The sequence below is a fragment of the Streptomyces sp. NPDC004561 genome, from assembly GCF_053602155.1.
Genome location: NZ_JBSGDB010000069.1, coordinates 1 through 26,495 on the forward strand (window position 1 = coordinate 1; position 26,495 = coordinate 26,495).

At 72.4% G+C, this 26,495-nt stretch carries 25 protein-coding genes; 18 read left to right on the plus strand and 7 right to left on the minus strand.

The genetic code is table 11. From position 1 onward, the window contains the following. Window positions 1-382 precede the first annotated feature (382 nt). The 7 genes from ACWEN3_RS12385 to ACWEN3_RS12415 all read left to right on the plus strand — a co-directional run bounded on the left by ACWEN3_RS12385 (window position 383) and on the right by ACWEN3_RS12415 (window position 9,254). Window positions 383-1,225: a nitrilase-related carbon-nitrogen hydrolase gene (locus ACWEN3_RS12385; RefSeq protein WP_452969062.1), complete on the plus strand. Its 843-nt coding sequence runs from the start codon at window positions 383-385 to the stop codon at window positions 1,223-1,225. Then, a complete protein-coding gene (locus ACWEN3_RS12390; protein ID WP_452969065.1) occupies window positions 1,222-2,505 on the plus strand; it encodes an aspartate aminotransferase family protein in 1,284 nt (427 codons plus the stop codon). Before ACWEN3_RS12385 ends, ACWEN3_RS12390 begins: the two co-directional genes overlap by 4 nt. Window positions 2,506-2,560: 55 nt before the next feature. Then, window positions 2,561-4,150, plus strand: a complete 1,590-nt coding sequence (locus tag ACWEN3_RS12395; protein ID WP_452969067.1) for a PucR family transcriptional regulator — start codon at window positions 2,561-2,563, stop codon at window positions 4,148-4,150. A 124-nt stretch (window positions 4,151-4,274) separates the two neighbouring features. After that, entirely contained in the window at window positions 4,275-5,117 is an 843-nt protein-coding gene (locus ACWEN3_RS12400) for a nitrilase-related carbon-nitrogen hydrolase (RefSeq protein ID WP_452969069.1), read from the plus strand. Window positions 5,118-5,148: 31 nt separating this feature from the next. Then, window positions 5,149-6,552, plus strand: a complete 1,404-nt coding sequence (gene hydA, locus ACWEN3_RS12405) for a dihydropyrimidinase (protein WP_452969071.1) — start codon at window positions 5,149-5,151, stop codon at window positions 6,550-6,552. A gap of 11 nt (window positions 6,553-6,563) precedes the next feature. After that, window positions 6,564-7,586 (plus strand): TIGR03842 family LLM class F420-dependent oxidoreductase, encoded by a 1,023-nt coding sequence (locus ACWEN3_RS12410; RefSeq protein ID WP_452969073.1) that lies wholly within the window; start codon window positions 6,564-6,566, stop codon window positions 7,584-7,586. Between the two features lie 126 nt (window positions 7,587-7,712). After that, window positions 7,713-9,254 (plus strand): NCS1 family nucleobase:cation symporter-1, encoded by a 1,542-nt coding sequence (locus tag ACWEN3_RS12415; RefSeq protein WP_452969076.1) that lies wholly within the window; start codon window positions 7,713-7,715, stop codon window positions 9,252-9,254. A 12-nt stretch (window positions 9,255-9,266) separates the two neighbouring features. On the opposite strand, the gene ACWEN3_RS12420 is transcribed toward ACWEN3_RS12415, so the two are convergent. From ACWEN3_RS12420 to ACWEN3_RS12450, 7 genes are all read right to left on the minus strand, one after another. After that, window positions 9,267-9,755: an MSMEG_6728 family protein gene (locus ACWEN3_RS12420; RefSeq protein ID WP_452969078.1), complete on the minus strand. Its 489-nt coding sequence runs from the start codon at window positions 9,753-9,755 to the stop codon at window positions 9,267-9,269. Window positions 9,756-9,953: 198 nt separating this feature from the next. Continuing rightward, complete coding sequence (locus tag ACWEN3_RS12425; RefSeq protein WP_452969080.1) at window positions 9,954-10,622, minus strand: hypothetical protein; 669 nt, start codon at window positions 10,620-10,622, stop codon at window positions 9,954-9,956. Between the two features lie 309 nt (window positions 10,623-10,931). Then, complete coding sequence (locus tag ACWEN3_RS12430; protein ID WP_452969082.1) at window positions 10,932-11,468, minus strand: hypothetical protein; 537 nt, start codon at window positions 11,466-11,468, stop codon at window positions 10,932-10,934. After that, on the minus strand, window positions 11,446-12,744 hold the full coding sequence (locus ACWEN3_RS12435; protein ID WP_452969085.1) for a WXG100 family type VII secretion target: 1,299 nt from the start codon (window positions 12,742-12,744) through the stop codon (window positions 11,446-11,448). Before ACWEN3_RS12435 ends, ACWEN3_RS12430 begins: the two co-directional genes overlap by 23 nt. After that, window positions 12,744-13,049: a DUF6317 family protein gene (locus tag ACWEN3_RS12440; protein WP_452969087.1), complete on the minus strand. Its 306-nt coding sequence runs from the start codon at window positions 13,047-13,049 to the stop codon at window positions 12,744-12,746. The genes ACWEN3_RS12435 and ACWEN3_RS12440 overlap by 1 nt, the downstream gene beginning before the upstream one ends. Beyond that, window positions 13,046-13,537 (minus strand): SAV_915 family protein, encoded by a 492-nt coding sequence (locus ACWEN3_RS12445; protein WP_452969090.1) that lies wholly within the window; start codon window positions 13,535-13,537, stop codon window positions 13,046-13,048. The genes ACWEN3_RS12440 and ACWEN3_RS12445 overlap by 4 nt, the downstream gene beginning before the upstream one ends. Window positions 13,538-13,723: 186 nt before the next feature. Further along, window positions 13,724-14,788, minus strand: coding sequence for a lipoate--protein ligase family protein (locus tag ACWEN3_RS12450; RefSeq protein ID WP_452969093.1), 1,065 nt, complete (start codon window positions 14,786-14,788; stop codon window positions 13,724-13,726). A 119-nt stretch (window positions 14,789-14,907) separates the two neighbouring features. On the opposite strand from ACWEN3_RS12450, the gene ACWEN3_RS12455 reads away from it, so the two are divergent. From ACWEN3_RS12455 to ACWEN3_RS12505, 11 genes are all read left to right on the plus strand, one after another. After that, a complete protein-coding gene (locus ACWEN3_RS12455) occupies window positions 14,908-16,722 on the plus strand; it encodes a gamma-glutamyltransferase family protein (RefSeq protein ID WP_452969095.1) in 1,815 nt (604 codons plus the stop codon). 111 nt (window positions 16,723-16,833) lie between these two features. Then, window positions 16,834-17,685, plus strand: coding sequence for an inositol monophosphatase family protein (locus ACWEN3_RS12460; RefSeq protein ID WP_452969097.1), 852 nt, complete (start codon window positions 16,834-16,836; stop codon window positions 17,683-17,685). Window positions 17,686-17,806: 121 nt separating this feature from the next. After that, entirely contained in the window at window positions 17,807-19,225 is a 1,419-nt protein-coding gene (locus ACWEN3_RS12465; protein WP_452969099.1) for a phytoene desaturase family protein, read from the plus strand. Further along, on the plus strand, window positions 19,222-19,731 hold the full coding sequence (locus ACWEN3_RS12470; RefSeq protein ID WP_452969102.1) for an O-acetyl-ADP-ribose deacetylase: 510 nt from the start codon (window positions 19,222-19,224) through the stop codon (window positions 19,729-19,731). The genes ACWEN3_RS12465 and ACWEN3_RS12470 overlap by 4 nt, the downstream gene beginning before the upstream one ends. Window positions 19,732-20,013: 282 nt before the next feature. After that, complete coding sequence (locus ACWEN3_RS12475) at window positions 20,014-21,195, plus strand: ATP-binding protein (protein ID WP_452969105.1); 1,182 nt, start codon at window positions 20,014-20,016, stop codon at window positions 21,193-21,195. Continuing rightward, window positions 21,192-22,037: a roadblock/LC7 domain-containing protein gene (locus ACWEN3_RS12480; RefSeq protein WP_452969107.1), complete on the plus strand. Its 846-nt coding sequence runs from the start codon at window positions 21,192-21,194 to the stop codon at window positions 22,035-22,037. Before ACWEN3_RS12475 ends, ACWEN3_RS12480 begins: the two co-directional genes overlap by 4 nt. Continuing rightward, window positions 22,034-22,417: a DUF742 domain-containing protein gene (locus ACWEN3_RS12485; protein WP_452969110.1), complete on the plus strand. Its 384-nt coding sequence runs from the start codon at window positions 22,034-22,036 to the stop codon at window positions 22,415-22,417. The genes ACWEN3_RS12480 and ACWEN3_RS12485 overlap by 4 nt, the downstream gene beginning before the upstream one ends. 3 nt (window positions 22,418-22,420) lie before the next feature. Next, on the plus strand, window positions 22,421-22,981 hold the full coding sequence (locus ACWEN3_RS12490; RefSeq protein WP_452969112.1) for a GTP-binding protein: 561 nt from the start codon (window positions 22,421-22,423) through the stop codon (window positions 22,979-22,981). Window positions 22,982-22,995: 14 nt separating this feature from the next. Beyond that, entirely contained in the window at window positions 22,996-24,354 is a 1,359-nt protein-coding gene (locus ACWEN3_RS12495; protein ID WP_452969114.1) for a cytochrome P450, read from the plus strand. Window positions 24,355-24,449: 95 nt separating this feature from the next. Next, the gene (locus tag ACWEN3_RS12500; protein ID WP_452969117.1) at window positions 24,450-25,697 is read left to right on the plus strand and encodes a cytochrome P450; all 1,248 of its coding nucleotides are present in this window, start codon (window positions 24,450-24,452) and stop codon (window positions 25,695-25,697) included. Next, window positions 25,694-26,495 (plus strand): enoyl-CoA hydratase/isomerase family protein (locus ACWEN3_RS12505; protein ID WP_452969120.1); only part of this gene is annotated, 802 nt, incomplete at its 3' end. The genes ACWEN3_RS12500 and ACWEN3_RS12505, both read left to right, overlap by 4 nt.

Sequence of the window (26,495 nt, forward strand, 5' to 3'; positions counted from 1 at the left end):
GGCGCGGGCGCTGCTGGACGCCTGCGTACGGGGTCGTACCCCCGAGGGGGCCGCCCGCTGCGCCGCCACCGACCCGCGCCGCCTGGTCCCCCTGCTGCTGGAGGCGGCCCGGCAGGTGTCCGACGAGCGGCACTGGGACCTCCTGCACGCCCTGCGGGTCGCCGGGCACGCGACGTGACCGGCACCGGCCTGATCGTCCCGGTCTGCCCCGATCCGCCCCCGGGACCGGCGTGTCGGCTCACCCACAGGAGTGTGAAACGTGATCGACTCCGCGGGTTGACGACGATGGTCTTGGCAAGGGCCTCGGAGAGGCTTACGTTCGAGCCTCTACGGCCTGCTCTACGGGCGTAGAGGCTCTGACGTCGTGTCGAAGGAGCAGCTCATGGCCAACGTCGTCCGCGCCGCTCTGGTCCAGGCCACCTGGACCGGCGACACCGAGTCCATGGTGGCGAAACACGAGGAGCACGCCCGCGAGGCGGCTCGCCGGGGCGCGAGGATCATCGGATTCCAGGAAGTCTTCAACGCCCCCTACTTCTGCCAGGTCCAGGAGCCGGAGCACTACCGCTGGGCCGAGCCGGTGCCCGACGGGCCGACCGTCCGCCGGATGCGGGACCTCGCGCGCGAGACCGGCATGGTGATCGTCGTCCCGGTGTTCGAGGTCGAGCAGTCCGGCTTCTACTACAACACCGCCGCCGTGATCGACGCCGACGGCGCCTACCTCGGCAAGTACCGCAAGCACCACATCCCGCAGGTCGAGGGCTTCTGGGAGAAGTACTACTTCAAACCCGGCAACCTGGGCTGGCCCGTCTTCGGCACCGCCGTGGGCAAGGTCGGCGTCTACATCTGCTACGACCGCCACTTCCCGGAGGGCTGGCGGCAACTCGGCCTCAACGGCGCCCAGTTGGTCTACAACCCCTCCGCCACCCACCGTGGCCTGTCCGCCCATCTGTGGCAGCTCGAGCAGCCCGCCGCCGCCGTCGCCAACGAGTACTTCATCGCCGCCATCAACCGGGTGGGACGGGAGGAGTACGGCGACAACGACTTCTACGGGACGTCGTACTTCGTCGATCCGCGCGGGCAGTTCGTCGGCGACGTCGCCGGCGACAAGGGCGAGGAACTCCTCGTACGCGACCTCGACTTCGACCTCATCGAGCAGGTGCGCCGGCAGTGGGCCTTCTACCGCGACCGCCGTCCCGACGCCTACGAAGGGCTGGTGCAGCCGTGAACGACCTCTACTCCCGCCACCGCCGGGTCCTGCCCGACTGGCTCGCCCTCTACTACGACGAGCCGATGGAGATCACCCACGGCGAGGGCCGCCATGTCTGGGACTCCGCCGGCAACAGGTACCTGGACTTCTTCGGCGGCATCCTGACCACGATGACCGCGCACGCGCTGCCCGAGGTGACCAAGGCGGTCACCGAGCAGGCCGGCCGCATCCTGCACTCCTCGACGCTCTACCTCAACCGGCCGATGGTCGAACTGGCCGAGCGCATCGCCCAGATGAGCGGCATCCCGGACCCCCGTGTCTTCTTCACCACCTCCGGCACCGAGGCCAACGACACCGCCCTGCTGCTCGCCACCGCCTACCGCGGCGGCAACACCGTCCTGGCCATGCGCAACAGCTACCACGGCCGCTCCTTCAGCACCGTCGGCATCACCGGCAACCGCAGCTGGTCGCCGACCTCGCTGTCCCCGCTGCAGACCCTGTACGTCCACGGCGGCGTCCGCACCCGCGGGCCGTTCGCCGAGCTGGACGACCGCGCGTTCATCGACGCCTGCGTCGCCGACCTGAGGGACATCCTCGGGCACACCCGGCCGCCCGCCGCGCTGATCGCCGAACCGATCCAGGGGGTCGGCGGGTTCACCTCCCCGCCCGACGGCCTCTACGCCGCCTTCCGCGAGGTCCTGGACGAGCACGGCATCCTGTGGATCGCCGACGAGGTGCAGACCGGCTGGGGCCGCACCGGCGAGCACTTCTGGGGCTGGCAGGCCCATGCCGCGAGCGGCCCGCCGGACATCGTCACCTTCGCCAAGGGCATCGGCAACGGCATGTCCGTCGGCGGCGTCATCGCCCGCGCCGAGATCATGAACTGCCTGGACGCCAACAGCATCTCCACCTTCGGCGGCACCCAGATCACCATGGCCGCCGCTCTCGCCAACCTCAACTACCTGCTGGAGCACGACCTCCAGGGCAACGCCCGCCGGGTCGGCGGCCTGCTCATCGAGCGGCTGCGGGCGGTCGCCGCCCAGCTCCCCGGGGTGCGCGAGGTGCGCGGGCGCGGCCTGATGATCGGCGTCGAGCTGGTGAAGCCGGGCACGGACGAGGCCGACCCGCGGGCGGCCGCCGCCGTCCTGGAGGCGGCCCGCGAGGGCGGCCTGCTCGTCGGCAAGGGCGGCGGGCACGACACCAGCGCGCTGCGCATCGCCCCGCCGCTGTCGCTGACCGTCGCGGAGGCCGAGGAGGGCGCGGCGATCCTCGAACGCGCGCTGCGCGGCGTCCACTAGCCGTCCAGGACCCACGGGAGCACCGACCAGCACCGCCTGAGCAAGGGATACGGCCATGGCCACCACCTCCGAGACCCGGGACACCGCCTGGCAGTCCCCGGAACCCGCCCTCTCGGTCCGCCAGGTGCTGACCCTGGAGCGGGTGCTGGCCGGGGAGCCCGAGGTGGTGGCCGGCGCCGACGGCCTCGACCGGCCGGTGCGCTGGGTGCATGTCGCCGAGGCCGCCGACGTGGGCGTGATGCTCACCGGCGGCGAGATGGTGCTCACCACCGGCGTGCTCCTCGCCGGTGACACGGCCAAGCAGGCCGAGTACATCCAGTCCCTGCACCGCGCGGAGGCCGCCGCCGTGGTGCTCGGCCTCGGGCGGGCCTTTCCCACGCCGCCCGAGGTGATGCGCCGGGCCGCCGAGCGGTGCGGGCTGCCCCTGGTCGTCCTGCACCGGCCCTTCCCCTTCGCCGAGCTGACCGAGGAGGTCCAGTCCAGGCTGGTGCGGCGGAAGTTCGCGGCCGTCAGCCTGTCGGAGGCGGTACGCACCGCCCTCACCGCGCTGATCACGGCCGGCGCCCCGCTGCAGCGGCTGCTGGACGAGGTCGCCCAGCACAGCGGCTGCCCGGTCGTCGTCACCAACCTCGCCCACCGGGTCCTCGCCACGGCGGGGGAGCGGTCCGCGGTGGACGACGTGCTGCGCGACTGGGAGCGGATCGCCCGGCAGGCGGGCGGCGGCGCGGGCGACGGCTGGATCCGGGCCGAGCTGGGCGGACGCGGGGAGCACTGGGGCGGACTGCTGCTGTGCGGCTACCGGGGCGACACGGCCACCGGACGCCTGCTCGCGGACCGGGCCGCCGAGGCCCTCGTCCTGCACCGCATGCTCGGCGGCGGCTCCGCCTGCACCTGGGAGGAGCAGTCCGCGCAGAGCCTGCTGACCGACCTGGTCTCCGGGGTCGTACCGGCCCGGCAACTGCTGCCGCGGGCCCGGGCGGCCGGGCTGCCGGTCAACCGGCGGACCTTCGTCCCGCTCGTCGTGCCCGCCGTGGACGCCGCCCGGCTCGACCGGCTGCTGCGGGTGCTGGGACTGCCCGGGCTGGTCGCCGAGCTGTCCGACGGGGCCACCGCCGTGCTGCTGAGCCTGGCCCGCGACCAGCACGCCGAGGTGCTCACCGGGCACTTCGCGGCCCGGCTGCGCACCGAGACCGACGGGCCGGCCACGGTGGTCGCCGCCGCCGATCCGCGTACCGTCTGGGACGACGTGCCCGCCGGTCTGCGCGAGGCCCGGCATGTCGCCGAAGCCGTCGCCGGCTCCGCCGCCGCCCTCGACCTGCCGGCCGTCGTCCGCCTCAGGGACGTCCATCTGCGGGGCCTGATCCGGCTCTTGCGGGACGACCCACAGGTGCAGTCCTTCGCCGAGCGGGAGCTGGACGGGCTGCTGTGCGAGGCCGATCCGGAGCTGCTGAACGTCCTGCGCACCTATCTGGCCACCGGCCGCAACAAGTCCCGCACCGCCCAGCTCCACCACGTCTCCCGGCCCGCCCTCTACCGCCGTCTCGAAGCCATACAGGGCCGCCTCGGCGTCGACCTGGACGACTTCGAACAGGCGGCCTCCGTGCACATCGCGCTCCTCGCGCATGACGCGCAACAACGGCGGTGAGACATGGGCCCACGAACACGTGACACGGTGCCACGCCGAGCGCGGGCAGACGTGACACGCTGGCACTCAAACCGGCCATCCCGGCTTCCTAGGCTCGCCGCACACCGAGCTACCGGAGGTCCCGATGAGCCGAGTGATCCGTGCCGCCCTCTTCCAGACCGCCTGGACCGGCGACAAGGAGTCCATGATCCAGGTCCACGAGCAGGCGGTGCGCGACGCGGCCGCGCAGGGCGCCCAAGTCCTCTGCTTCCAGGAGCTGTTCTACGGCCCCTACTTCTGCCAGGTCCAGGACAAGGCGTTCTACGAGTACGCCGAACGGATTCCGGAGGGCCCGACCGTCCGGCGCTTCCAGACCCTCGCCCGCGAGCTGGGCATCGTCCTTGTGCTGCCGATGTACGAGGAGGAGCAGCCCGGCGTCCTCTACAACACCGCCGCCGTGATCGACGCGGACGGCTCCTACCTCGGCAAGTACCGCAAGACCCACATCCCCCAGGTCCAGGGGTTCTGGGAGAAGTTCTACTTCCGCCCGGGCAACAGCGGCTGGCCCGTGTTCGACACGGCCGCCGGGCGGATCGGCGTGTACATCTGCTACGACCGCCACTTCCCGGAGGGCTGGCGGGCCCTCGGCCTGGCGGGCGCCGAGATCGTCTTCAACCCCTCGGCGACCTCCCGCGGACTGTCCCGCTACCTGTGGCAGCTGGAGCAGCCGGCGGCGGCCGTCGCCAACGAGTACTTCGTCGGCGCGATCAACCGGGTCGGCGTGGAGGACCTGGGCGACAACGACTTCTACGGTACGACCTACTTCGTGGACCCCGAGGCCCAGTTCGTCGGCGAGGTGGCGAGCGACAAGGAGACCGAACTGGTCGTCCGCGACCTCGACCTGGCGAAACTCCGCGAGGTCCGCGACCGCTGGCAGTTCTACCGCGACCGGGCGCCGGGGGCGTACGAGCCGCTGACCGCGCCCTGACCGCACCGTCCGTCCTGGGAGGAGAGGGACCATGAGCAGCCGTACCGTCATCCGCGGTGGTCTCGTCGTCACCGCGTCCGACGAGATCCACGCCGACGTCCTGATCGAGGACGGCCGCATCGCCGCCCTCGCCGCCTCCGGCACCCCCGCCGCCGGGGCGTTCACCGCGGAGCGGACCATCGACGCCACCGGGAAGTACGTCATCCCGGGCGGCGTCGACGGCCACACCCACATGGAGATGCCGTTCGGCGGCACCACCGCGGCCGACACCTTCGAGACCGGCACCCGCGCCGCCGCCTGGGGCGGCACGACCACGATCGTCGACTTCGCGATCCAGAGCGTCGGCCACACCCTGCGCGAGGGCCTGGACGCCTGGCACGCCAAGGCCGAGGGCAACTGCGCGATCGACTACGCCTTCCACATGATCGTCTCCGATGTGAACGAGGAGACGCTCAAGGAGATGGACCTCCTGGTCGAGGAGGGCGTGACCTCGTTCAAGCAGTTCATGGCCTATCCGGGCGTCTTCTACTCGGACGACGGGCAGATCCTGCGGGCCATGCAGCGCGCCGCCGAGAACGGCGGGCTGATCATGATGCACGCCGAGAACGGCATCGCCATCGACGTCCTGGTCGAGCAGGCGCTCGCCCGGGGCGAGACCGACCCGCGCTACCACGGCGAGGTCCGCAAGGCCCTGCTGGAGGCCGAGGCCACCCACCGCGCCATCCGGCTGGCCCAGGTCGCCGGCGCCCCGCTGTACGTCGTGCACGTCTCGGCCACGGAGGCGGTGGCCGAACTCGCCCGCGCCCGGGACGAGGGCCTGAACGTCTTCGGCGAGACCTGCCCGCAGTACCTGTTCCTGTCCACCGACAACCTGGCCGAGCCCGACTTCGAGGGCGCGAAGTACGTGTGCAGCACCCCGCTCAGGCCGAAGCAGCACCAGGCCAGGCTGTGGCAGGGGCTCAGGACGAACGACCTCCAGGTGGTCTCCACCGACCACTGCCCCTTCTGCTTCACCGGCCAGAAGGAGCTGGGCCGCGGCGACTTCTCCAAGATCCCCAACGGCCTGCCGGGCGTGGAGAACCGCATGGACCTGCTCCACCAGGCCGTCGTCGACGGGCACATCTCCCGCCGCCGCTGGATCGAGATCGCCTGCGCCACCCCGGCCCGGATGTTCGGCCTGTACCCGAAGAAGGGCACCATCGCCCCGGGCGCCGACGCCGACGTCGTGATCTACGACCCGCACGCGGAACAGGTCATCTCCGCCGAGACGCACCACATGAACGTCGACTACTCGGCGTACGAGGGCAAGCGGATCACCGGCCGGGTCGAGACGGTCCTCTCGCGGGGCGAACCCGTGATCGACCAGCGGGAGTACACCGGACGGGCCGGCCAAGGCGTCTACACCCCACGCTCCACCTGTCAGTACCTCAACTAGGAGTGGCGCCCATGGACTTCGGACTCGTCCTGCAGACCGACCCGCCGGCCTCCCGCGTCGTCAGCCTCATGAAACGGGCCGAGCGCAACGGCTTCTCGTACGGCTGGACCTTCGACTCCGCCGTGCTCTGGCAGGAGCCGTTCGTGATCTACAGCCAGATCCTGGCGAACACCACCAGGCTGAAGGTCGGCCCGATGGTCACCAACCCCGGCACCCGCACCTGGGAGGTCACCGCCTCCACCTTCGCCACCCTCAACGACATGTTCGGCAACCGCACCGTCTGCGGCATCGGCCGCGGCGACTCCGCGATGCGGGTCGCGGGCCGCAGACCCAACACCCTGGCCCGCATCAGCGAGGCCATGAAGGTCATCCGGGCGCTCGCCCGCGGCGAGTCCGCCGACCTCGGCGGCGGCACCGTCGTGAAGTTCCCCTGGATCAAGCCGGGCGCCGAACTCCCCGTGTGGATGGCCGCGTACGGCCCGAGGGCACTGAAGATGACGGGTGAGGAGGCCGACGGGTTCATCCTCCAGCTGGCCGACCTGTACCTCACCGAGTACATGGTGAAGGCGGTCCGGGACGCGGCCGCCGCCGTCGGCCGCGACCCCGCCGAGGTCACCGTCTGCGTGGCGGCCCCCGCGTACGTCACCGCCGACGACTCGCCCGAGGCCCTCGCCCACGCCCGCGAACAGTGCCGCTGGTTCGGCGGCATGGTCGGCAACCACGTCGCCGACCTGGTCGCCAAGTACGGCGAGCACTCCGCGCAGGTCCCTGAGGAACTCACCGACTACATCAAGGCACGGCAGGGCTACGACTACGCCCACCACGGGCGCAGCGACAACCCGGACACCCAGTTCGTGCCCGACGAGATCGTCGACCGGTTCTGCCTCGTGGGACCGGCCGAGAAGCACATCGAGAAGCTGAACGCGCTCCGCGCGCTGGGCGTCGACCAGTTCGCCGTTTACGACATGCACGACGCGCAGGAGGCCACCATCGACGCCTACGGCACGAAGGTGATCCCCGCCGTCAACGCCTGACCCCTCCCCGCCCCTTCCCCGTCCAGTTCCCAACCCCCCACCTCTGGTCACCCCTCCCCGCCCTCGCGGGGAGGGGCTGGTGCCCGCACGGCCTCTCCCGACCCACCTCACCTGATTGGCCTGCCCATGACCGACACCGCTCCCACGGCCATACCCCCGTCCGCCCAGGTCACCCTCCCCGACGGCCGGGTCGAGATCGCCCCTGACGCGCCGCAGCCCAGCGGCCCCTACGCCAACGAGGACCTGCTGCCGGTCCCGGTCGGCAAGCGCACGTGGACCACGTACAACTTCTCCGCGCTGTGGGTCGGCATGGCACACAACACGGCGTCCTGGACGCTGGCCTCCGGCCTGATCGCCGTCGGCATGGACTGGAAACAGGCGGTGTTCACCATCGCCCTCGCCAACCTGATCGTGCTGGTGCCGATGCTGCTCACCGGGCACGCGGGGCCCAAGTACGGCATCCCCTTCCCGGTCTTCGCCCGCGCCTCCTTCGGCGTGCGCGGCGCCAACCTGCCCGCCGTCGTACGGGCGTTGGTGGCCTGCGGCTGGTTCGGCATCCAGACCTGGATCGGCGGCGAGGCCATCTACTTCCTCGCCGGGAAACTGATCGGCGACAGCTGGTCGAACGCGTCGCACGTCGGCGGATACGCCTGGACCATGTGGCTGTCGTTCGCGATCTTCTGGGTGATCCAGGTCGCGATCATCTACCGGGGCATGGAGACCATCCGCCGCTTCGAGAACTGGGCCGCGCCCTTCGTGCTCGTCGGCGCGTTCGTGATGCTCTGGTGGATGAGCAGCAAGGCCGGCGGGGTCGGCCCGCTGTTCGACCAGCCGTCCAGACTGGGCTGGGGCGGCGACTTCTGGAAGCTGTTCTGGCCGTCCCTCATGGGCATGATCGGCTTCTGGTCCACCCTGTCGCTGAACATCCCGGACTTCACCCGCTACGGCAGGAGCCAGAAGGCGCAGACCCGGGGCCAGGCGCTGGGCCTGCCGACCACGATGACCCTGTTCGCGTTCCTGTCGGTGCTGGTCACCTCGGGCTCGCAGGCGGTCTACGGCCGGCCGGTCTGGGACCCGGTACAACTGGCGGCGAAGACGGACAACGTGGTGGGCCTGGTCTACGCCCTGGTCACGGTCCTGGTGGCCACCCTCTCGGTGAACATCGCGGCCAACCTGGTCTCCCCGGCCTTCGACTTCTCCAACGTGGCGCCCAGGAAGGTGAGTTTCCGCGCCGGAGCGCTCATCACCGCCGTCCTCGCGGTCCTCATCTTCCCGTGGAAGCTGTACTCCGACCCGCAGGGCTACATCTTCACCTGGCTCGGCCTGGTCGGCGGTCTGCTCGGCACCGTCGCGGGCATCCTCGTCGCCGACTACTGGATCCTGCGCCGCACCCGCCTGGTCCTCGCCGACCTGTACTGCACGGGCGGCCGCTACTGGTACGCGGGCGGTTGGAACTGGCGGGCGGTCGTCGCGTTCCTCGCGGGCGGCGTCCTCGCGATCGGCGGCGCCAGCTTCAAGCCCCTGATCGACGGCCGGCCCATTCCCGCCCTGTCCCCCCTCGCCGACTACGGCTGGGCCGTGGGCCTCGGCACGTCCCTGGTGCTGTACCTGGTCCTGACGCTGCTGACCGGCCGGAAGGAGGCCCGGACCGCGCCGGACGCCGGGTGACCGCCCGCGTTGTCAGGGGGGAGCCGGAGCGTCGTCGCGTTCCCGGTCCGAGGCCGGCCAGACATAGGGCAGATCGGCCGGCACGCCCGGGAACGCGTCGGCGTAGGCGTCCGGGTCCTTGCGGACCAGCGCCGACTGGTGGCTCCGGTGGAATGCCTCGTCACCGAGCCAGGGCGGCAGCTCCCCGGCGGCCGCGAGATCCGGCTGGCCGCGCACGTGGGCGCCCGGCCGCCAGGCCGTGAATCCGGCGACCAGCGAGGCGGCGCAGGTGTCCTGGTGGCCCAGCTCCCGCCAGACCCGGCAGACGTCCAGGCCGTAGCGGACCAGGGCCTCCTCGTACCCGGCCCACATCCGCACGGCCGGATGCCTGCGCCACCCGTAGCCCGGCACGGTCAGACCGCGTAGGACCTGGAGGGCCTCCACCCGCTGCTTGCCCAGCCGGCGCCGGTCCAGGACCAGCGCCGACCGCCGGAAGTCGGGATGGGGCAGGAACGTCTGCATGACCACTGTCCTCCGGTCCTCGGACCTCCCGGCGAGGCGCATGCCGCCCGGTCCGCCCGTCCTCCGGAGCCCGGCAGCCCGGTGGGGCTCAGCGGCCCGGCGGCCTCCGGACGGGGCAGCTCACGGCACTCCGGGCCCCGCGCCGGCCGCGCGCCGCGACGGACTCGCCGAGTGCCCCCTGCCGGACGGTCCGAACCGTCAGCCCGCCTGGCCGCCCCGCAGCGCGGACACCGCGCTCCTCGCCGCCTTGATGGCCCCCGTGTTGATCTCGTCCGTGCCCGGCGCCTTCTTCGTCTCGAAGTCGCTGCCGTTGTAGGTGACGATCACCAGCGCGTTGGAGACGCGGACCATCACCACGCCCTCACGGGTCTGCTGCTTGTCCTCGGTGGTCAGGTTCACCACGGAGTAGGCGCTGTCGCCGAGCCCGGGAACGGCCCCGCCGCCGCCCTTCTCGGTGACCCGCTGCTGGTACTCCTGCTGCGCCTCCCGCTCCGACCCGCTGATCTCGAAGGACACGTCCAGCCAGCGGTAGGCGTAGCCCTTGAGCGCGTTCCACGAACAGGTGCGGCGCAGCTTGGTGTCCGTCGACGGGATCTCCTTGCCCTGGGTGTCCGCCCCGGGCACCAGGGACTTGAGGGTCTCGGCGGGCACGCTGGTGCAGGGGGAGGGCGAGGTGGTGTACGCCTTCGCCGCCACCGTGGAGGACGGGTCCGCGGACGACTGGGCGGATGTCTGCTGGGGCGCCTGGTGCCCGGCGGCCGCGGGCGGTGCGGCGGGCCCGGACGTCAGGGCCCAGCCGGCGCAGGCGAGGACCGCGACCGGCGTCAGACGCGCGGTGAGGGCGAGAGGCAGAGGCAGTGAACGCACGGCGCACTTCTCGTGGGGGAGGGTGCGGAGAGGGTCCGCATGGTGGACGGGGACGACAGTCTCACACGACTGCCTGCGGGGCGGAAGGGCCACCGCGCTGCGTGCGCGGGCGGTCACGGCAGCGCGTTCACGACGCCCTGAAATGCCCGTTATGCACCTTCAGTGGACGGCGAACGCGGCCGGTGCCGGCGGAACCGGCTGATGCGAACGCGGCACGGGCTGCCGGCTGCGCCGGGCCCTGTGCGGCCCTCCCCCCGGGGGCGGGTGGCCGCCGAGGGGACGGGGCCCGCGGGGTCGTCCCGGTCGCCGTCATGCCCCGGACCGGTGCTCCTCGAGCCAGCGGCGCGCGCCGACCTCGCTCGGGTACTCGCGGACGGTGAAGGCCGCGAGCACCCAGCCGACGAGCCCGGCGGCCAGGGCCGGCAGCACGGGCGCCGCGACCAGCCAGAGGACCCGGCCGGCGAGGGTCAGCCAGACGGAGCGGCGGACCTCGTCCCGCTTGGCGGCACGGAACTCGTCGGGCGTGGGCGGATCCAGGAGCTTCCTGCGGTGGTCCCGGCGCTGCGTCCGCCATCCCCACACCAGCGCCACGACGGCTCCCGCGACCTGCGCCCAGTCCCACACCGTCCGGACCGCCGGCGGCAGGTCGCCGCGGAAGCTCCCGTAGAGAACGAGCGCGAGGTAGCAGCAGAAGGCCACGACGGCGAACCAGAGGAGGGCACCGAGCGCACGGCGCAGCCAGTAGCGCGGACCGCGCTCGTACCACGTCGTGCCGAGCCCCTGGACGGCGGGGATCCGGACGGGGGCCGTCGAGGCCGCGCCCTCAGAAGATGCTCTTGATGCCATGCCACACGTCATCTTTCAGTCGAACGAAGTCGTGTCCCGTCTGGGACAGGACGTGGCCGGTGCCGTGCAGCACTCCGCCGACCACACCGTGATCGTGGATGTCCTCGCTCCAGTGCTCGTGGAAGGCGTGGTCGATGACGCCGGTCGCGCCGATCACGACGGCACCGCCGACCCCGGCCACCACCGCCACGGGCACGTCGACGGGCGCGAGCGCGACGAGGCCCGCCGTGATGGCCGTTCCGGCGGCCAGCCCGGCGATGTTGGCGCCCCCGTCGACCGTGATCGACTTCTGCCACGACCAGCCCTTGTCGTGGTCGTCGGAGGCTTCCAGCAGACCGCAGGCGCCGGCCGCGGCGACGTCCAGGACCGGGATCTCCTTCAGGAAGTCCGGGACCTTCTCCAGGCCCTCGCCCGCGCGCAGCAGGTCCGCGGCGTCGGCCAGCTTGACGTTGAGCGCACGGTCGTAGGGGAGCTTGGTGCTGCCGTTGTCGGCGCGGGCGATCGCGTCCTCCAGGGAGTCCACCTTGGTGACCGCGTCACGGTAGGCACTCTTGGCCGGCAGGTCCTTCGGCAGGGCCTTGCCCGCCTTCTGGTACGCCTTGCGCTCGGCCCGCATCTCCTTCTTGGCGGCCTGTGCCGCGTTCTTGGCGTCGTCGAGCTTGGCGCGGGCCTTCGCGCCGTCGGCCCGGGCGTCCTCCGCGTCGTACGCGTACAGGCCGCGCAGATAGTCGGCGATGGTGGTCTTGTCGCCGGTGCTCACCGAGCCGTCCGACGACGTCACCTGGTCGTACAGGCCCTGCAACTGCTGCGCCGCCACCAGCCGTGCGTGCTGGGCGGTGTGCAGGATCCCGTCGCGCACCTTCGCGTACTCGTTCATCGCGGAGATGGTCTTCTGGTCGTCCGCGCTCGGCGGGTCCGCCGTCATGATCGGCTGCGGGGCGCCCTTGGCGTCCGTCACCACGCCCTTGCCGGTGGCGATGTGCTCCGCGTTCTGCAGGGAGGTCTCGCACGTCGTCAGCGCGTCGGCGAGCGTGCCGAGGATGCTGCCCGCCTGGTGCACCAGTTCGGCGAAGCCGCCGGCCGTGATCTCGTCCTCGCTCCACTTGGCGCGGAACGTCTCGGCCGCGTCGCCCTTCCAGTCCGCGTCGCCCGCGAGTTTCTCGACGGCCGTGCTCAGCGGCTTGACCACGCCTTCGAGCTTCTCCTTGGCGTTCTGGTACGTGGTGGCCATCGTGTGCAGCCCGCCGATGTCGCCGCCGACCCAGCTGTCGCCCATCAGTTCCAGTCCTCCGGGGTGAGGTCCTCGAACACGCCGTGGATGTCCACGTCGTGCCGGTGGAAGGAGTCCCGCGCGTACCCGGCCTTGTCGCCGTGGTCGTCCAGCCGGTCGGCGAGGGCGAGATGCATGCTGGTGATCAGGTCGGCGACCTCCTTGATGGCGTCGTCGAGTCCCGGGTCGCCGCCGCTGACGATGGGCGGTGACACGTCCGGGGCCAGCTTGCGGTAGTCGCCGGCCTGGTCGTGGAAGGCCTTGGCCAGTCCGGTGAGGTCCTCGTAGATGACCTTGAAGTCGGCGGTCACCGGCGCACCTCCCGGGCGTAGGCGGTCAGATCCTCCGGGCGCCAGTTGGGCTCCCCGGGCGCGAGCCGTGGGTCGAGCAGGACGGTGACGCCCCGCTCGTCCATCGCCTCGGCCAGCGGGCCGATCGAGGCGGCAACCCACGGCTGTGCCTCGCCGAGCGCCTCCACCAGCTTGTCGAGGCCGGTGAAGGCGAAGGCCACGGTGCCGTGCGCCGGGTGCGCGAACAGTTCACAGACGATGAACGGCACGCGGGCCGGGTGTCCGTCCGCGCCCGTCCCCACGACGGACCTCGGATGCGCCGGTACGAACACCGGTGTGCTGTAGGCGGGCACCCCCGGTTTGGGGCGGGGCCGGGCGTCCGCGGCCGGCCCCGGCGCGGGTGCCGCGTCCACGAGGTCCAGCAGATGCGAACGACCCCGGTCCGGTTCCCGCTCCGGTGGGTCCGGCTCCATGAAGTCGAGCAGGCGTGAACGTATCGGCGCCCCCACCGCCGTCACCTCTTCCCCGTTGTTCCGCGTGGCCGATTGGGCTCGACCACCGTAGCCAGCGGGCAAGAGTGCAAAACCGGCCATGTCAGGGTGAACGCGCGGACGTGCACGGAACCCATACGACCGTTTGGCCGACAGTAGGGCAGTCCTTGACCTGATGCTGAACCGGCGCGTCCGGGACGGCGGCTAAGGTACCCGCGCCGTCCACTCCGGGGAGGTGAACTTGGCCAGCGCCAGCTCCCGCGCGCGTGCCAGTTCCTCGTCCGTGACCTTGCCCCGCGCCAGTCCGTAGCGCGCGCGGAACGACTCGATCATCCGCTCGATGACCGCCTCGCGCGCCAGCCCGGTCTGCCGGCGCAGCGGATCGACCCGCTTCTTCGCGCTTCTCGTCCCCTTGTCGGACAGCTTCTCCCGTCCGATGCGCAGCACCTCGACCATCTTGTCCGCGTCTATGTCGTACGACATGGTCACGTGGTGCAGCACCGCGCCCGGGCCGCCGTCCGGGCCGACGATCCGCTTCTGCGCCGCGCCCGCGATCTTGCCCTGGTCGGTGGCGATGTCGTTCAGCGGCTGGTACCAGGCCAGGATCCCCATGTCGCCGAGCGCGCCGAGCACCCAGTCGTCGAGATAGGCGTAGCTGTCCTGGAACGACAGGCCGTGCACCAGGGAGTCGGGCACCGACAGCGAGTAGGTGATGGTGTTGCCGGGCTCCACGAACATCGCGCCGCCGCCGGAGATCCGCCGCACCACTTCGATGCCGTGCCGGGCGGCGCCCTCCGGGTCCACCTCGTTGCGCAGCGACTGGAAGCTGCCGATGATCACCGCGGGCGCGCCCCACTCCCACACCCGCAGCGTCGGCGGCCGCCGGCCCGCGGCCACCTCGGCGGTCAGCACCTCGTCCAGCGCCATGTGCAGGGCCGGGGGCTGCGGGCCCTCGTGGATCAGCTGCCAGTCGTAGTCGGTCCAGTCGGTGGCGTGCGCGAGGGCCCGGCGCACCGCGATCCCCACGCCCTCCGAGGTCAGCCCGTACATCACGGTCCCCTCGGGCAGCGCCGCCTCGATCCGCGCGGCCAGCCCCGCCGCGCCGGTGTCCGCCGGGGCGCCCTCCAGCGCGCGGTTCACCGCGTCCAGCGCCTCGTCCGGCTCCAGGAAGAAGTCGCCCGCCACCCGCACGTGGCGCAGCACGCCGTCCTCCGCCTCGACGTCCACCACCACGAGCTTGCCGCCGGGCGTCTTGTACTCACCGTGCACTGCCAGGGCCTCCGTTCCCGCCACAGAGATCAACGCGGCGGGCCGGCGCGGTGTTCCCCCGGCGGCGATCACGTTCGTACGATCACCCGGAAGGCGTACCCGAGCCGAGGAGCCCGCCCGTGTTCACCACCCGGCCCACCCTGCAGGGCACCTTCGGCATGGTGTCCTCCACCCACTGGCTGGCCTCCCAGTCTGCGATGGCGGTGCTGGAGGCCGGCGGCAACGCGTTCGACGCCGCCGTGGCGGGCGCGTTCGTGCTGCACGTGGTGGAGCCGCATCTGAACGGCCCCGCGGGCGAGGTGCCGATCCTGCTGGCCCCGGCGGGCGGCGAGGTGCGTGTGCTGTGCGGGCAGGGCGTGGCCCCGGCCGGCGCCACCGTCGCGCACTACCGGGCCCTCGGGCTGGACCTGGTGCCCGGCACCGGCCCGCTCGCGGCCGCCGTGCCCGGCGCCTTCGACGCCTGGCTGCTGCTCCTGCGCGACCACGGCACCCAGTCCCTGGACGACGTCCTCAAGTACGCCATCGGGTACGCCGAGCACGGGCACCCGCCCGTGGAGAACATCGGCGCGACCGTGGAGAGCGTACGGGCGCTGTTCGAGACGGAGTGGACGTCGTCGGCGCAGCTGTACCTGCCGGGCGGCAGGGCGCCCCGCGCCGGTGAGTCGCTGCGCAATCCCGCCCTCGCGGCCACCTGGCGGCGGCTGCTGGCCGAGACCGCGCGGGCCGGCGACCGGGAGGCCCGGATCGACGCCGCGCGCGAGGTGTGGCGCTCCGGCTTCATCGCCGAGGCCCTGGTGCGGCAGTCCCGGCGGCCCGCCCTGGACACCAGCGGCCGGCGGCACGCCGGCACGCTCACCGAGGCCGACCTCGCGGGCTGGTCGGCGTCCTACGAGAACCCGGTGACGTACGACTGGAACGGCTGGACGGTGTGCAAGGCGGGCCCCTGGAGCCAGGGCCCCGCCCTCCTCCAGCAGCTCGCGCTGCTCCCGGCGGACCTGCCCGCGTACGGCTCCGCCGAGTACGTGCACCTGCTGATCGAGGGCTGCAAGCTCGCCATGGCCGACCGGGAGGCCTGGTACGGGGACGCCGCCGACGTGCCCCTCGCGGAGCTGCTCTCGGACGCGTACAACGCCGGGCGGCGGGCCCTGGTCGGCGCCGAGGCGTCGTACGAGCTGCGTCCCGGCAGCCCCGGCGGGCGCGCCCCGCGGCTGCCCGCGCTGGCCCACGCGCGCGTGGAGAGCGGCGACGGGGGCTTCGACCCCATGGGCGCGGGCGAGCCGACCGTCGCGCGGCTGCCGGGCGAGGAGCAGGTGGCCGCCGACGGCAGCACCCGGGGCGACACCTGCCACCTCGACGTGGTGGACCGCTGGGGCAACATGATCGCTGCCACGCCCAGCGGCGGCTGGCTCCAGTCCAACCCGGTCGTGCCCGAGCTGGGCTTCCCGCTGGGCACGCGCCTGCAGATGACCTGGCTGGAGGAGGGCCTGCCCAATTCCCTCACCCCCGGCCGCCGTCCCCGGACCACCCTCACCCCCTCCCTCGCGCTGCGCGACGGGGTGCCGGTCATGGCGTTCGGCACGCCCGGCGGCGACCAGCAGGACCAGTGGCAGCTGCACTTCTTCCTCGCCGCCGCCCTGCGCGCCCCCGTCCGCGGCGGCCTTGACCTCCAGGGCGCGATCGATGCCCCGAACTGGCACAACGACAGCTTCCCCAGCTCCTTCCACCCGCGCGGCCGCCGCCCCGGCAGCGTGACCGTGGAGTCCCGCACGGACCCCGAGGTCGTCGAGGAACTGCGCCGTCGCGGGCACGACGTCACCGTCGGCCCCGCCTGGTCCGAGGGCCGCCTGTGCGCGGTGGCCCGGGACCCGGAGACCGGCGTGCTGTCGGCGGCGGCGAACCCGCGCGGCATGCAGGGGTACGCCGTGGGCCGCTGACGGTCCCCGGCCGCCGGCCGCGCGCCGTCCGGCCCCTGTTCTTCATCCCGATTCCACCTTGTGTGCACTGAACGGGCGGGGAATGTCAGCGCGGCATGCTCTTATGGACACATGATCGAACAGCAGATGGAAACCATCGACGAGTTTCTCGCCCGCTGCGGCAACGACGTGGAGGAAGCGGTCCGCAAGGCGGCCGAGGCCGAGATCCTGCCCCGCTTCCGGTGCCTCGCCGAACACGAGGTGGACCAGAAGAGCGGCCCCCACGACCTGGTGACGGACGCCGACCGCCTCGCCGAACTGCGACTCACCGAGGCGCTCGGCGCGCTGCTGCCCGGCTCCCTTGTGGTCGGCGAGGAGGCGGTGCACGCCGACCCGGCGACGTACGGGGCGCTCCAGGGCGACGCGCCGGTCTGGATCGTCGACCCGGTCGACGGCACCCGCCAGTTCGTGCACGGCGACGACGGCTTCTGCACCCTGGTCGCGCTCGCCCACCGGGGCGTCGTCCTGGCATCCTGGACCTATGCCGCGGCACGCGACCAGTTCGCCACCGCCGTCCGCGGCCAGGGCGCCTTCCTCGACGGCGAGCGGCTGTTCGCGGGCCCGCCCGCGCCCGGCCGGGACCTCGTCGTCGCCACCTCCCACCCCGACTACACCACCGACGAGCAGAAGCGCGCGCTGCGCGCCCTGTGGACCGACGGTGTCGCCCCGCGCCCCTGCGGCTCCGCGGGCCTGGAGTATCTCGCCGTCGCCCGGGGCGAGTCGGACGCGGTCGCGTTCAGCTGGGAGGCCGCCTGGGACCACGCGGCCGGTCTGCTGCTGGTCGAGGAGGCGGGCGGTGCGCACCTCACCCGCGCCGGCGAGCCGTTCCGCGTGACCGGCGGCAACGCACTGCCGTTCACCGCCGCCCGTGACGCCGCCACCGCCCGCCGGGTGGCCGGCCTGCTGCGCGCGCCGGCCGCCTGACCCGGGAGCGCACGCTCCGGGGCCCGAGCCGCGCGGCCCGGGCGCACCCGGGCCGGGGGAGTGTCGGTCCGGCGGCATATCCTGACCCCGAGTGGCCATCGGCTGACGAAGGGGTCCGAAGGTGCCGTCGATGCTCGATGCGGTCGTGGTGGGTGCGGGGCCGAACGGGCTGACGGCTGCCGTGGAGCTGGCCCGGCGCGGCTTCTCCGTCGCCCTGTTCGAGGCGAAGTCCACCGTCGGCGGCGGCGCCCGCACCGAGGAGCTGACCCTGCCCGGCTTCCGGCACGACCCGTGCTCGGCGGCCCACCCCCTCGCCGTCAACTCGCCCGCCTTCCGCGCCCTCCCACTGGACCGCTACGGCCTGGAGTGGCTGCACGCCGAACTGCCCATGGCGCATCCGTTCACGGACGGCACCGCGGCCGTGCTGGCACGGTCGGTGGCGCGGACCGCCGCCTCCTTCGGACCGCGCGACGCGGGCGCCTACCGCAGGCTGGTCGAGCCGCTCCTCGCCCACTGGGACACGCTCGTACGGGACTTCATGTCCCTGCCGCTGACCTCGCTGCCCCGCGACCCCGTCACCCTGGCCCGCTTCGGCCTGGCCGGGCTGCCGCCGTCCACCTGGCTGATGCGCCGCTTCCGGGACGAGCGGTTCAGGACCGTCTTCGCCGGCCTGGTCGCGCATGTCATGGCCCCTCTCGACGGGCTCGCGACCGGCGCCATCGGCCTGGTCTTCGCGCTGGCGGCGCACGCCCGCGGCTGGCCGGTGCCCCGCGGCGGCTCGCAGGCCGTCTCCGACGCCCTCGCCGCCTATCTGAAGGACCTCGGCGGCGCCGTGCACACCGACTACGAGGTCAAGCGGCTGGACGACCTGCCGCCGGCGCGCGCCTACGTCTTCGACACCTCGCCCGCCGCGCTCGCCCGGATCGCCGGCTTCGGCGGGTACTACGACCGCTTCCGCTACGGCCCCAGCGTCTTCAAGATCGACTACGCGCTGGACGGCCCGGTGCCCTGGACCGCGCCCGAGGCCCGCGTCGCCGGCACCGTACAGATAGGCGCGAGCCGGGCCGAGATCGGCACCGCCCTGCGCGCCGTCTCCCGCGAGGGCCGCGCCCCCGACCGGCCGTTCATGATCACCGTGCAGCCGAGCCTGGTCGACCCCACCCGGGCCCCCGAGGGCAAGCAGGTCTTCTGGGCGTACGGCCATGTGCCCAACGGCTGGTCGGGCGACCTCACCGACGCCATGGAGCGCCAGCTGGAGCGCTTCGCCCCCGGATTCCGCGACCGCGTGCTCGCCCGCGCCGTCGCCGGCCCCGCCGAGATGGCCGCCCGCAACGCCAACTACGTCGGCGGGGACATCGCCTGCGGCGCGGCCTCCGGACTCCAGCTGCTGCTGCGTCCCAGACTGTCCCTGTTCCCCTACCACACGCCTCACCCGGCCGTGTTCATCTGCTCCTCGGCCACCCCGCCGGGACCCGGTGTGCACGGCATGTCGGGGCACAACGCGGCCAAGGCCGTCTGGCGGAGACTGAGACAGACATGACCGCCATCACCCTCGTCCAGGGCGACATCACCCGGCAGAGCGCCGACGCGATCGTCAACGCGGCCAACTCCTCCCTCCTCGGCGGCGGCGGGGTGGACGGCGCGATCCACCGCCGCGGCGGCCCCGCCATCCTGGAGGAGTGCCGCCGGCTGCGGGCCTCCCGCTACGGCAAGGGCCTGCCCACCGGCCAGGCCGTCGCCACCACGGCCGGGCAGCTCGACGCCCGCTGGGTGATCCACACCGTCGGCCCGGTCTTCAGCGAGCACGAGGACCGCTCGGACCTGCTCGCGTCCTGCTACCGGGAGTCCCTGCGGGTCGCCGACGAGCTGGGCGCCCGCACGGTGGCGTTCCCGGCCGTCTCCACCGGCGTCTACCGCTGGCCCATGGAGGACGCGGCCCGGATCGCGCTGGACACCGTCCGCGGCACGCCGACGGCCGTCGAGGAGGTCCGCTTCGTGCTGTTCGACGAGCGGGCGTACGAGGTGTTCATCCGTCAGGCGGGCTGACTTCACAGGGATTTGGGGCAGTCTGCGGGACGCTGTGCGGACAAGTTCCGGGCACGAATCCGGAATTGCCGAACGAGCAGCGCACAACAGGCGCAATTCGCCCGTTGAGCAGGGATGTTGAGGCTTCTACAGGCTGTAAAGGTTCCCTCAAGCGGGTGATAGCATCCCCGCGTCTGTGACCTTGGTCCCCCCTCGGCTCGGGCACCGCTGAAGACGAGGCCGATCCGTTCTCGCGATGCCCCTCCGCAAGCGGCCGCAGGCTACACGCCAGGAAAGGTTTCCATGATTCAAGACGCACTTGTCTGGTGCCTGGTTGCCGTGGCGGCGATCGCCGTCGCCGTGGCCCTGGTCCTCAATCGCCGCACCAGGGCCATCGCGGCGAAAAAGGCCCAGAGCGAGGCCACGCTCACCCAGCGGCTGGGTGAGGCCGACGGCCAACTGGCCGCCTTACAAGCAGAGTTGCACCGGCACAGGACCGAGCACGCCAAGACCATCCAGGAAGCCGAGGAGGCGGCGGAGGACAGCACCAAGGCCGTCCTCAAGGGCTCCGCGCGCTTTCTGCAGAGCCTCGCCGCGGAACAGCTGGCGCTGCTGGAGGAGATCCAGCGCAAGTACGGCGGCCACTCCGTGCTCGGCGACCTGCTCGAAGTCAGCCACGCCAACGCGCAGATGGCGCGCAAGGCGCAGGGTATCGCGGTCATGTGCGGTGCGCCGCTGGGCCGTCGCAGCAGGGCCGCGAGCGTGTACGACGTGGTGCGCAGCGCCCAGGGGCAGATCCGCAACTTCCGGCGCGTGGAGATCATGCAGCAGACCGGTCTCGCGCTGAAGGCGTCGGCCGTCTCGCCCGTCGCCCTCGCCGTCGCCGAGCTGCTCGACAACGCTGCCAGCTTCTCCCAGCAGGGCTCGCCCATCGAAGTGACGTTCCAGCGGGTGCAGAAGAACCTGTGCATCGTCATCGACGACGCCGGCGTCGGCATGAACGACGAGGAGCGGCAGAAGGCGACCGTCCTGCTCTCCGGCGACTACCGCCCCCGGCTGTCGCTGCTGGGCAACCAGCCGAAGTTCGGCTTCCCGGTGATCGGCCTGCTCGCGCAGCAGTACGGGTTCCGGGTGGACGTCACCGGAGTCTCCCGCTACGGCGGCGTGCGCGCGGTCGTCCTGCTGCCGGAGGAGCTGTGGACCGAGGAGGAGGCGGCACCGGTGGAGGATGCCCAGTCCGGCGCCGTGCGCGGCGCCGCCGCCCGGCCGGAGCCCGTGGCGCGCACGACCAACGGCCTGCCCCGCCGCGGAGCGCGCCAGGTGCCCATCGCCAGCGTCCCCGACCAAGGCACCACCGCGCCGCCCGCCCCGGCGGCGGAGGAGGCCGGGCGTGCGGCCGGCCGCAGCCTCGGAGCCTTCCAGCGCGGCACGCTCTCGGGCCGGAACCTCGCCGCGGCACCGTCCGAAGGGTCCGATGACGCATGACCACAGACCTGTCGTGGATGCTCGAGGACATCGTGGCCAACGTGCCGAAGGCACGCCACGCGGTCCTGCTGTCCGCGGACGGCCTTCCCCGGGGCGCGACCGAGGGCATGGCCCACAAGGACGTGCGCACGATCTCCGCCGCCATGGCGGGCATGCAGTCACTCAGCCGGGCGACGTCCCACTTCGCCGGGCCGGGGGAGGACAGGCAGTGGAACCAGACGATCATCGAGTTCTCGCACGGCTGGATCTTCCTGATCGGCGCCGGGCAGGGAGCCTATCTGGCGGCGGCCGCGGCGCCGGACGTCGACATGCAGCAGATCTCCTTCCGTATGCACCGGCTCGTCGCCCGGCTCGGCAACAACCTCACCTCGCCGCCCCGGGTGCACGCCGAGGGCGCCGCTGAGAACGCCGGGCGCGGCCGGACCGGCGAGGCCGGCGGGGTGGGCACCGGGATCGAGATCGCCGGCCTCGACGAGGTGATCGGCGAGGTGCACGGCGCCCGGCACGCGGTGCTGCTCGGCGCCGACGGGCTGCCCCGCGGCGCGACCACCGGCATGAGCCAGGACCTCGCGGACACCATCTCCGCGGCCATGACCGGCATCCACGCCTACAGCCGGGCCACCGCCCAGTTCGCCGGCGTGCAGCAGGACGCGTTCTGGCGGCAGACCGTGATCGAGTTCCAGCACGGGTGGATCTTCCTGATCTCGGCCGGGCGAGGCGCCTTCCTGGCCGCGGCCGCCCAGCACGACGCCGACATCGAGGAGTTCACGACCCGGCTGCACGAGGTGGTGCCGCGGCTGGGCGGAGATCTGGCACCGCGTGGGGAGGCGAGCCGGACGTGAGCGACGAGCCGGACGAGGAGCTGGAGCTGACCTCCGCGTTAGTCCCGCTCTTCGTGATCGCGAACGGGCGGTCCCTGCCCCCCGAGCACGCCTACGAGCGAACGGCCCTGGTCTCCGCGAGCGAGGACGCCGCCGCCTCCGTGCGCACGCTCTCCCCGGAGGCCCGCCAGGTCCTGGAGCTGGTCATGGACGGTTTCCTGTCCGTGGCCGAGGTGGCCGCCCACACACATCTGCCGCTGGGGGTCGTCCGGATTCTCCTGGCACAGATGGAGGAGAGCGGCCTGATCGTCGCGAGGAAACCCGTTCCCGTCGCCGAACGTGTCGACCGAGAAGTGCTGAGTGCCGTGCTCGACGGCCTCAGAGCCCGATTCGGAGCGTGATTCGTGTACCTGGATTCAGGTGTCCGCACCGCAGCGAAGGTGCTCGTGGTGGGGCACTTCGGGGTCGGGAAGACCACGTGCATCGGAAGCATCTCCGAGATCGAGCCGCTGCGGACCGAGGAGGAGATCACCGAGGCCAGCGAGGGCTTCGACGACCTGTCGGGCACGCCCGACAAGACCACCACCACGGTCGCCATGGACTTCGGCCGCCTCACCATCAACGACGAGGTGGTGCTGTACCTGTTCGGCACGCCCGGTCAGGAACGCTTCAAGGAGATGTGGGAGGAGCTGTCCCGGGGAGCCCTGGGCGCGCTCGTCCTCGTCGACCCCGAGCGGCTGTCCGAGTCGTTCCCCATCCTGGACCTGGTCGAGCGGTTCGGCCTGACGTACGCCATCGGCGTCAACCACTTCGACGGCACCCCCGGCTACCCGCTCGAGGAGGTGCGCGAGGCGCTGAACCTGTCCGCGGACACCCCCGTCGTCCTCTGCGACGTACGCGACCAGCAGTCAGCGGCGCACGCCCTCATCACCCTCGTGCACCACCTACTGTCCCTCATCGACTAGGAGCCCCCCCGCTCATGCAGCAGCGACCCGGCATACAAGGTCCGCCCCCCGGCTGCCCCGCGCACGGCAACGTCCGGCTCTACGGCCCCGAGTACGGCTCGGATCCCGACGGCCACTACGAGTACCTGCGCACCCTCGGCCCGAGCGCCCCGGTCGACATCGCGCCGGGCGTCCAGGTCGAGCTGGTCACCAGCTACGACGCCGCCCTGTACATCCTGCAGAACCCGGCGTCGTTCGTCCGGGACGCACGGCGCTGGAACGCGCTGAACGAGGGCCGCGTCCCCGAGGACAGCCCGGCGCTGCCCATGATGGGGTACCGGCCCAACGCGCTGTTCAGCGACGGCGCCGCGCACGCCCGGCTGCGCCAGGCCGTCACCGACAGCCTGGCCACCGTCAACGAGCTGCAGCTGGTGCGCCAGACGCAGGCGTCGGCGGACTACCTCATCAGCCGGTTCAGCTCCGAGCGCCTCGGCCAGGCCGAGCTGATGGCCGAGTACGCGCTGCCGCTGCCGCTGCTGGTCTTCAGCGACCTGTTCGGCTGCCCGCCGGAGATCGGCGACCGCGTCATCTCCGGCATCAGCGGCATCTTCGCCGGCACCGCGGGCGCCGACCAGGTGCTCGGCGAGGCACTGGCCGAGCTGATCGCCCTCAAGCGCCGCACCCCGGGCGAGGACCTGACGACGCGTCTGATGCAGCACTCGGCGCAGCTGACCGACGAGGAGGTGCTGCACCAGCTCGTGACCCTGCTCTCCGGGGGCACCGCGCCGCTGTCCGCGGTGATCGGCACCAGCGGCGCGCTGATCCTCGCCGAGGAGTGGCAGTCCGGGCTGCCGGTGGAGGACGCCGTCACCCAGGTCCTGTGGAACTACGCGCCCATCGCGAACTACGCCGCCCACTACCCCACCCACGACGTGGAGCTGGGCGGCCGGATCGTCCGGGCGAACGACCCGGTGCTGATCTCCTTCGCCGCGGCCAACACCGACCCCCGGCTGGCCGAGCACCGCGAACAGCTCAGCGCCAAGGCCCACTTGGCCTTCGGGGCCGGGCCGCACGCCTGCCCCGCCAAGGACCCGGCGTTCGTGATCGCCGTCACCGCCGTGGAGTCCCTGCTCAACCGGCTGCCCGACATCGAGGTCCGCGCGCCGTTCAAGGACCTGAGCTGGGTCCCGGCCCCGTGGAGCCGGTCCCTGGTGGCGCTTCCGGTCCGGTTCACCCCGCGCACCGTAGCGCCGGCGTCCGCGCTGAAACCGGAACCGCAGGCGGCGGCCCCCGTGGCCCCCGCGGCGGGCACGCCCCGGCCGGCCGCGCACGGCGCGCCCAAGCACAAGCCGGGCCTGTTCAGTCGCTTCCTGGCATGGACCAGGGGAGAGTGACGAAGGCAACTCCCTTGTTGAACTGTCACCTTGTATGTACGCGTCAAGCGGAGGGTATGCATGGCGGCTGATGCCTAGATCAAGAAAGGGCCGTCGTGGAGACTGCGATAACTCCGCCAGCCGACAGACGCTTTGCCGTCTCGCTCTTCTCCCGTCTGCGGACGGCGAAAGGTCAGGCCAACCCGTTCCCGATCTACGCGGAGCTCCGCTCCAGGGGTGAGGTCGCCGCCGCACCCTGGGGCGGACACCTCATCACCGGCTTCGACCTGTGCGACCAGGTCCTGCGCGGCCGGGACTGGCTGGAGCCGGACGCCCGCTGGCGCGAGCAGCAGGGGGACGGCACACGCTGGACCGCGCCCTCCTCCCGGGAGATGAGCCGTACCCTGCCCGCGCTCAACCCCCCGGAGCACACCTGGGTGCGGCGCTCGGCGGGCATGTTCGACCGCGGCTCCCTGGAGCAACTGCGGCTCGCGGCCAACCGGTTCACCTCCCGGCTGCTCGACTCCCTCGCGGAACGGCTGCACGACGGCGAGGCGGACTTCAACGCCCTGGTCGGCGAGGAGCTGCCGGTCGCCGTCATCGGGCACTGGCTCGGGCTGCCCACCGCCGACTTCCCCCGGCTGCGCAAGCTGACCCACGACCAGGTCTTCACCCAGGAACTCCTCCCCTCCGCCAGCCAGCTGGCGCTCTCCGACGCGGCCACCGCCGAACTGCGCGCCTACTTCACGGACCTGGTGCGCGAGCGGCGCGCGCGTCCCGGGGAGGACCCCGTCTCCCGCTGGATCGCCGTGTGGGACACCATCGAGAGCGACCGCGACAAGGCGGACCAGGCGGTCTACTTCCTCACCCTGTTCGTGCTGCTGGCCGCCCTGGAGACCACGGCCACGCTGCTGTCCACCATGACCCTGCTGGTCCTGGAGCACCCCAGGCAGTGGCACCGGCTCACCCTGCAGCCCGACCTGGTGCCCGCCGCCGTTGAAGAATCGTTGCGCTACGACCCGCCCACCCATGTGATCAGCCGTGTCTCCTCGACGGACCGCGTGCTCGGCGGAGTCGAGGTGCGCAAGGACGAGATGGTCCACCTGCTGGTGGGAGCGGCCAACCGCGACCCGGCCCGGCACGAGGACCCCGAGCTCTTCAACCTGCACCGCAAACCGGGGCACCTCGCCTTCAGCGGCGGCATCCACTACTGCCTCGGCGCGCCCCTGGCCCGGCTGGAGGCCCAGACCCTGCTCCACCACCTCGTCACGCGCTTCCCGCGCCTCACCCTCGTCCGCCGGCCGACGTGGGCACCGCGCGTGGCCTTCAGACGACTGCTGAACCTGGACGTCACCCTGACATGACCGAGCTGACCGACCCCTACCGCCCGTTCTCCCCCAAGGCGCTCCGCGTCGACCTGGACGGCCCCGTCCTCCGGGTCGCGCTGGGCGCCTCGCCCCAGGACGACACCCTGACCGTAGCCGCCCTCGACGACCTCCTCGCCCTGCTCGACGGCCTCCACGAGCGCCCGGACGTCCGCGTCCTGCTGCTCACGGCGGACGGCGCCGACTTCTCCCTGGGCGCCGAGCGCACCGAGTACGAGGCCGCGCTGGCGGACGACCCCTCCGGCGCGGCGCTGCGCCGGACCGCCGACAAGGCGTACCGGGTCTGCGACGCCCTGGAGAACACCCACGCGGTGACCATCGCGCGGCTCCACGGCAAGGTCATCGGCGCCGGACTCGCCCTCGCCTCCTACTGCGACCTGCGCGCGGGAGCGGACGACTGCCGGTTCCGCATGCCCGAGGTCGGCCTCGGACTGCCGCCCGCGTGGGGCGGCGCGATGGGCCGGCTGATCGCCGAGGCGGGGGCCGCCCGGATCCGCGAACTCATGCTCACCTGCGAGACCTTCGACGCGGCCACCGCCCACCGGCTCGGGCTGCTGCACAAGGTCGCGCCGCGCGACGGACTGGACGCGGCGATCAACGCCTGGGTCCGGCCGCTCGTCCGGCGCCCGCCCGAAGCGCTCGTCCTCACCAAGCGCATGCTGACCGGCTACGCCCGCGCCGCCCGCACCGCCGACGTGGCCCTCCTGGACGCCCACCTCCTCACCGCTCAACTGGGCCTGCCCGCCCCGGGCCGAACGACACCGGCGCCGTCCCGCC

Coding starts and splice junctions, on each gene's coding strand:
- ACWEN3_RS12420 (WP_452969078.1), bottom strand. CDS start 9,755: ATGCAGACGTTCCTGCCCCATCCCGACTTCCGGCGGTCGGCGCTGGTC.
- ACWEN3_RS12400 (WP_452969069.1), top strand. CDS start 4,275: ATGAGCCGAGTGATCCGTGCCGCCCTCTTCCAGACCGCCTGGACCGGC.
- ACWEN3_RS12430 (WP_452969082.1), bottom strand. CDS start 11,468: ATGGCATCAAGAGCATCTTCTGAGGGCGCGGCCTCGACGGCCCCCGTC.
- hydA (WP_452969071.1), top strand. CDS start 5,149: ATGAGCAGCCGTACCGTCATCCGCGGTGGTCTCGTCGTCACCGCGTCC.
- ACWEN3_RS12410 (WP_452969073.1), top strand. CDS start 6,564: ATGGACTTCGGACTCGTCCTGCAGACCGACCCGCCGGCCTCCCGCGTC.
- ACWEN3_RS12460 (WP_452969097.1), top strand. CDS start 16,834: ATGATCGAACAGCAGATGGAAACCATCGACGAGTTTCTCGCCCGCTGC.
- ACWEN3_RS12470 (WP_452969102.1), top strand. CDS start 19,222: ATGACCGCCATCACCCTCGTCCAGGGCGACATCACCCGGCAGAGCGCC.
- ACWEN3_RS12395 (WP_452969067.1), top strand. CDS start 2,561: ATGGCCACCACCTCCGAGACCCGGGACACCGCCTGGCAGTCCCCGGAA.
- ACWEN3_RS12435 (WP_452969085.1), bottom strand. CDS start 12,744: ATGGGCGACAGCTGGGTCGGCGGCGACATCGGCGGGCTGCACACGATG.
- ACWEN3_RS12480 (WP_452969107.1), top strand. CDS start 21,192: ATGACCACAGACCTGTCGTGGATGCTCGAGGACATCGTGGCCAACGTG.
- ACWEN3_RS12495 (WP_452969114.1), top strand. CDS start 22,996: ATGCAGCAGCGACCCGGCATACAAGGTCCGCCCCCCGGCTGCCCCGCG.
- ACWEN3_RS12415 (WP_452969076.1), top strand. CDS start 7,713: ATGACCGACACCGCTCCCACGGCCATACCCCCGTCCGCCCAGGTCACC.
- ACWEN3_RS12385 (WP_452969062.1), top strand. CDS start 383: ATGGCCAACGTCGTCCGCGCCGCTCTGGTCCAGGCCACCTGGACCGGC.
- ACWEN3_RS12475 (WP_452969105.1), top strand. CDS start 20,014: ATGATTCAAGACGCACTTGTCTGGTGCCTGGTTGCCGTGGCGGCGATC.